Here is a 6,023-nt window from a genome sequence, read left to right on the forward strand (position 1 = left end):
TCAGACCCCGGTGCAGACGGTTTTCACCACAGGGTCCTCCGCCCCGACATCGCGCCACAACGGGTCAGAGCCATCGCCCAGAACCGGATCGGCGCGGCGCATGTCGTTGCAGTCCACCATGACCTCGACCGATTGCACGGGTTTCCAGCGGCCAAAGAAATAGAGATCGGCAAGGTAGAGGTCCGGCGTATCGGCGTTCGGGCGCAGGTTGTCGGTATCGACTGCGACAAAGCGATCGGTCATCGGCACGACAAAGGTCCAGGGACGCCAGAAGGCGGAGGAATGCACCGTCTGCGCAATGGTCAGCCCCTCCGGCAGGTTGTCGGCGGTGCGCCCGTACCAGCTGTATTCGCTGGAAATCGCGGCGATCAGCATCGCGCCGCCGGCGCCGACCGGGACGAGCCAGCGCGGCAGGCGGTTGCCGCTGAGTTTCGACAGCAGCATCATGACACCGGCACCGGCAAGTCCGGCCACGATGACGGCGATCAGTTCCAGAAACATTCACTTTCCTCCCTTGGGCCCGCTCGCGCCTCCTCTGGCGCGGGGCGGTCCCTATCCCAACATGCCCTTGCCGTGTCCGACCGCGGATTGCAGCGATTTGACCACAACAAAGGCGTCGCGCAAATGGCTGCGTTCGAAATCGGACAGATCGGCAGGGGCAAGATAATTGTTCGGTGCGGCACCCGCCTTGATCTGGCGCGCCTGATGCTCCAGCCGCGTTTCGGCGATCAGGTCATAGGCGTCCAGCAGATCCTGCCCGCCTGATTTGCTGAGCACGCCAGCCAGAATGGCGGCCTCCAGCCGGGCGCGGGTGTTCACGGCGCTCAGTTGCGCCTGCAACGCATAGACCCGGCCCAGATCGACCACCGGCACCACGCCGTTGTGTTTCAGGTCCAGCGTGTTCTTGTGCTCGCCGGAGCGGATGGTGGCAAAGCCCCGCAACAGGCCCAGCGGGGGCGTGTGCTTCAGCGAGTTCGAGATCATGTGCGCCACGAAGATCGAGTTCTTCGCCGCCTTGGCCAGCGTGTCCTCCTGCAGGTTGTCGAACAGGGACAGGGTGCCGCCAATGGGGCGCAGGTCGAACATGACAGAGGCAAGCATCTGCGCCTCGGGGACCGGTTTGGCGATCCAGCTGGCGAAATATCCCTGCCAGACGCGCAACGGCTGACACCAGCGCGGGTTGGTCGCCATCATGTCGCCGGGACAATAGACATAACCGCAGGTGTCCAGACCGTCGCTGACGAACTTGGCGAGCTGTTCGAAATAGGGGCGCATGTCTTCGGTGAAGGCATCCGACAGCAAGAGCACGTTGTCCTGATCGGAAACGCCTGTCTGTTCCTGCCGCCCCTGGCTGCCGCAGGCGGCCCAAAGGTAGGGAACGGGCGGCGGGCCATAGGTGTCCTCGGCCAATGTCAGCAGGCGGCGGGTGGCGGTGTCGGCGATGTCGGTGATCAGGCGGGTGACCACCTCATGCCGGTTGCCGCCCGCGACCAGTTGAACCAGCAGCTCCGGAATGCGCGACGTGACCTTGGCCATCGCGGCGGCATCCGGCGCGCGGGCGATTTCGGCCACCAGTTCAGCCGAGGTCATGGCCTGAAAGCGAGTCAGGTCCGTCTGGGTGACAATGCCGACAAGTTTGCCCGCCTCTGTTACCGGCACATGGCCGATGCGCCGCTCCATCATCATGTGCAAGACGTCAGACCCGATGGCGGAGGGGGGCAGGGTCATCGGGTTGGCGGTCATGATCTCCGACAGCGGCGTGTCGAAGGGCAGGCCGCCACCCACGACCTTGCCCGAGATATCGCGGATCGTGGCGATGCCGCGCAATTCCTTGCCCTCGACAATGCAGACCGACGAAATATGCCGGGAATGCATCAGCTGTGCCGCGAATTGCACCGGCGTATCGGGCGGGCAAGTGAGCGGGGCAGGGGCCATCAGTGTCTCGACCCGGCTGGTGGCCAGATCGGCGCGCTTCGGTTTCGGGGCGCGTTGACGGTCAAAGAACTTCTTGGCGGCGGGCTGGGTTTCGACCAGCCGCAGGAATTCCGCCCGCGGCAGGACCAGCAGCAGGCTGTCCTCGCGGGTCTCTGCCGAGGTGACGGCGATGCCGTCGCGGGCCAATCCGCGTTCGCCAAAGGAGTTGCGCGGGCCAAGCTGCGAGATCAGGACACCGTTGGTGTCGCGCACGTCGACCGCACCGGAATGGATCAGGTACAGCCCGTCCAGCGGTTGCCCCTGCGTATAGATCGCTTGACCGGCGGCCATCGACTGCAGGCGGAAGGCTGGCACCAGCGCCTCCAGCACCTCCGCGTCGAGGGCGTCATAGGGATGGACGGCGGCAAGGAAGCGGGTGAGGTCGGCGCGGTCTAGGGGCATCAGGCGTCCTTGGCGATGGTTGGGGACGGGATTGCGTAGCGGGTCGAGATGAGGCCCGAGGGAAAGCTGCGGACCTCTTCCAGGGACAGGTCGAGATCGGTGACCAGCGGTCCGAACAGCGGTCGGCCCGCGCCCAGCAGGATGGGGATCAGTGTGACGGTCATGTCGGCGATCAATCCGGCGCGTAAGAAAGACTGGATCAACGCGCCGCCGTCGATATAGGCGCGCTGCCAGCCGCGCGCGGCGAGGTCGGTCATCAGGTTGGCAGGCTCGGCCCGGCTGAGGCTGACGCGGTCACGCAGCGCGGCAGGAATGTCATCCTCTGTCATCGTCTGGCTTGCCACGACCACGGGCAGGTCATAGGGCCATGCGTCGAAATTCAGCACCGTGCGAAAGGTATTGCTGCCCATCACGAGGCCGTCCATTCGCGCGATGAAGGCGTTGTATCCGTGATCTTCGCCGGCTGTGTCCTGTTTCATCAACCAGTCCAGCCCGCCATCTTCACGGGCGATATAGCCGTCGAGGCTCATGGCGATGAAAACATGTCCGGTGATCACGCGCTGGATCCTACACGGTTGAAGGGCAAAGAAAAGTCCCGCCCGGCATAAGGCCGGACGGGACCAGGGTATATACGGCGGGCCGTCGCATGAACGGCCCGCTGCATCTTAGTGGTCGGCGGCTGCGGCGCCGGCACCGCGCGGCACGCGGACCGATTCCACCAGCTCTTCGATCTCTTGCGGGATCGGCTGGGTCATCTTCGACACCGTGAAGGCCACGCAGAAGTTGATCAGTGCACCGACGGCCCCGAAGGAGGTCGACTTGATGGTGCCCAAGAGCGGATCCGCGTCGGTGAAGCTGTTGGTATCCGGAACAAAGAACCAGCCCTTGTGCAGGAAGATGTAGAGTAGCGTGATCACGAGGCCTGCGACCATGCCTGCAACCGCGCCCTTGTTGTTCACCTTGGTAAAGATGCCCATCATCAGCGCCGGGAAGATCGAGGCAGCGGCAAGGCCGAAGGCCAGCGCCACGGTTTGCGCCGCGAAGCCCGGAGGGTTGAGGCCGAGGTAGGTGGCCACCGCGATGGCAACCGCCATTGCGATCCGTGCGGAGAGCAGTTCACCCTTTTCCGAAATCGTCGGGTTGATGGAACCCTTGATCAGGTCGTGGGAGACGGCGGAAGAGATCGCCAGGAGCAGGCCAGCCGCGGTGGAGAGTGCGGCGGCAAGACCGCCTGCGGCGACCAGACCGATGACCCAGCTGGGCAGGTTGGCGATTTCCGGGTTGGCCAGAACCAGGATGTCACGGTTGAAGTTGGTCAGCTCGTTCGCGTCGCCCCAACCGGCGGCCTGCATTTTGGCCAGCGTGTCGGGATCGGCATCGTTGAAGTACGCGATCTTGCCGTCACCGTTCTTGTCTTCCCAGCCCAGAAGGCCGGTCTGTTGCCAGGTGGCCATCCAGTCGTAACGCGCGTCGCCTTCGATCATCTCGACGGAAACGGGGTCACCGGAAGCGCCGTTCGGCCACATCATGTCGGTGATGTTCAGGCGTGCCATGGCACCAACAGCCGGAGCCGTCAGGTAAAGCAGCGCAATGAAGACCAGCGCCCAGCCCGCGGACCAGCGCGCGTCAGCAACGCGGGGCACGGTGAAGAAGCGCATGATGACGTGGGGCAGACCCGCGGTACCGATCATCAGCGACAGGGTGAAGAGCACCATGTTGAAGGTGTCGCCGTGATGCGCGGTGTACTCCTTGAAGCCAAGTTCCGCGACGATTGCGTCCAGCTTCTGCAGCAGCGGTTCACCCGATGCGACATGGTCACCAAACAGGCCCAGGGCCGGGATCGGGTTGCCGGTCAGCTGCAGCGAGATGAAGACGGCCGGTATGGTGTAGGCCATGATCAGGACGCAGTACTGTGCGACCTGCGTATAGGTCACGCCCTTCATGCCGCCGAAAACCGCGTAGGCGAAAACCACACAGGCGCCGATCAGCAGACCTGTGGTGTTCGATACCTCGAGGAAGCGGCCAAAGGCCACGCCCACGCCGGTCATCTGACCGATCACGTAGGTGGTCGAGGCGACGATCAGGCAGATCACGGCCACGATGCGTGCGGTCGGCGAATAGAAGCGGTCACCGATGAATTCCGACACGGTGAACTTGCCAAACTTGCGCAGGTAGGGGGCAAGCAGCAGCGCCAGCAGCACGTAGCCACCGGTCCAGCCCATCAGGAAGGTCGAGTTGTCATAGCCGGTAAAGGCGATGAGGCCCGCCATCGAGATAAACGAGGCAGCCGACATCCAGTCGGCCGCCGTGGCCATCCCGTTGGTGACCGGGTGAACGCCGCGACCGGCGGCGTAGAATTCCGATGTGGAACCCGCGCGGGCCCAGATCGCGATGCCGATGTAGAGCGCAAAGGACGCGCCCACGAACAGCAGGTTGATGGTAAACTGATCCATGATCACTCCTCCTCGACGCCGAATTCTTTATCCAGCTTGTTCATGCGCCAGGCGTAGAAGAAGATCAGCGCCAGGAATACGATGATCGACCCTTGCTGGGCGAACCAGAAGCCGAGATCCGTGCCGCCGACCGCGATGCCCGAGAGCATGGGGCGCAGCAGGATGCCAAAGCCGAAAGACACCAGCGCCCAGATGATGAGGCTGATGACGATGATACGCACGTTGGCCGACCAGTAAGCCGCGTCGGACTTCTGGGTGGCGCTTGCGCCCTGAGATGTTTGATCCGCCATGTCGCGGGTCCTCCTCTTTCCTCCGTTGGCCCCCCCCGCCGGGGGGGGGGCCGGGGGGTTCTTTTTTCGGGCCCCTTCTGTGGGGGGCCCCGTTCACGATCGCGGCAAGCTTGCCGGCGATGTCGTCGATGTCGCCCATCGCGTTGATGCCGATCAGCGCATGTTGCGCAGCGTAGTAGTCGATCAGCGGGGCAGTCTGGGCGTGATAGGCTTCGAGCCGGGCGGCAACGGTTTCGGCGTTGTCATCCGCACGGCGCTTGAATTCCGTGCTGCCGCACTTGTCACAGGTGCCTTCGGATTTCGGCTGCTTGAAGCTGTCGTGATAGCCTTCGCCGCAACCGCCGCAGGTGTAGCGGCCCGAAATCCGGGTCACCATTGCGGCGTCGTCCACCTCAAGGCTGACGGCGGCGTTGATCTTCTGGCCGCTCTCAGCCAGCAGATCGTCCAGCGCCTCGGCCTGCACGGTGGTGCGGGGAAAGCCGTCAAGGATGACGCCATTGGCGCAGTCCGCCTCTGCCAAACGGTCGCGCAGGATGGCGATGACGATCTCGTCGCTGACAAGCTCGCCTGCCTCCATGACGGCCTTGGCTTTCAGCCCGGCCTCGGTGCCCGCCGCAACGGCCGCGCGCAGCAGGTCACCGGTGGACAGCTGAACAAGGCCGAACTTGTCTTCGAGCATGCGGGCCTGTGTGCCCTTGCCGGCCCCCGGGGGGCCAAGCAGGATCAGCACGGGCGCTGTGGCGGGGGTCTGGGCTCCGTCCATCATTGTCTCACCCCCGATTCATTCTGTTGTCGATGAGGTCGTCGACGACGGAGGGGTCGGCGAGGGTGGATGTGTCGCCGAGGGCGCCGTAGTCGTTTTCGGCGATCTTGCGCAGGATGCGGCGCATGATCTTGCCGGAGC

Annotated in this window: 5 protein-coding genes and 1 pseudogene; all 6 read right to left on the reverse strand. The window is 64.1% G+C overall.

Features of this window, described 5'->3' with window-relative positions; translation table 11 throughout:
- On the reverse strand, nucleotides 1–501 hold the full coding sequence (locus ACTXGA_RS18645) for a hypothetical protein (RefSeq protein WP_443396118.1): 501 nt from the start codon (nucleotides 499–501) through the stop codon (nucleotides 1–3).
- A 51-nt stretch (nucleotides 502–552) separates the two neighbouring features.
- Nucleotides 553–2,376, reverse strand: a complete 1,824-nt coding sequence (locus ACTXGA_RS18650; protein WP_443396119.1) for a putative nucleotidyltransferase substrate binding domain-containing protein — start codon at nucleotides 2,374–2,376, stop codon at nucleotides 553–555.
- Nucleotides 2,376–2,933: a dihydrofolate reductase family protein gene (locus tag ACTXGA_RS18655; RefSeq protein ID WP_443396120.1), complete on the reverse strand. Its 558-nt coding sequence runs from the start codon at nucleotides 2,931–2,933 to the stop codon at nucleotides 2,376–2,378. Before ACTXGA_RS18655 ends, ACTXGA_RS18650 begins: the two co-directional genes overlap by 1 nt.
- Before the next feature lie 108 nt (nucleotides 2,934–3,041).
- Nucleotides 3,042–4,829, reverse strand: coding sequence for a sodium:solute symporter family protein (locus ACTXGA_RS18660; protein ID WP_443396121.1), 1,788 nt, complete (start codon nucleotides 4,827–4,829; stop codon nucleotides 3,042–3,044).
- 2 nt (nucleotides 4,830–4,831) lie between these two features.
- Nucleotides 4,832–5,119, reverse strand: coding sequence for a DUF4212 domain-containing protein (locus tag ACTXGA_RS18665; protein WP_443396122.1), 288 nt, complete (start codon nucleotides 5,117–5,119; stop codon nucleotides 4,832–4,834).
- A gap of 85 nt (nucleotides 5,120–5,204) precedes the next feature.
- A pseudogene (locus ACTXGA_RS18670) lies at nucleotides 5,205–5,882 on the reverse strand (adenylate kinase); the annotation flags it as partial.
- Nucleotides 5,883–6,023 lie beyond the last annotated feature (141 nt).

This window comes from Antarctobacter jejuensis, from assembly GCF_052266595.1.
GTDB classification, from domain to species: Bacteria; Pseudomonadota; Alphaproteobacteria; order Rhodobacterales; family Rhodobacteraceae; genus Antarctobacter; species Antarctobacter jejuensis.

Bases quoted from the DNA above. Each gene is read 5' to 3' on its own strand.
- ACTXGA_RS18660 (WP_443396121.1), bottom strand. From the start codon at position 4,829: ATGGATCAGTTTACCATCAACCTGCTGTTCGTGGGCGCGTCCTTTGCG.
- ACTXGA_RS18645 (WP_443396118.1), bottom strand. From the start codon at position 501: ATGTTTCTGGAACTGATCGCCGTCATCGTGGCCGGACTTGCCGGTGCC.
- ACTXGA_RS18650 (WP_443396119.1), bottom strand. From the start codon at position 2,376: ATGCCCCTAGACCGCGCCGACCTCACCCGCTTCCTTGCCGCCGTCCAT.
- ACTXGA_RS18665 (WP_443396122.1), bottom strand. From the start codon at position 5,119: ATGGCGGATCAAACATCTCAGGGCGCAAGCGCCACCCAGAAGTCCGAC.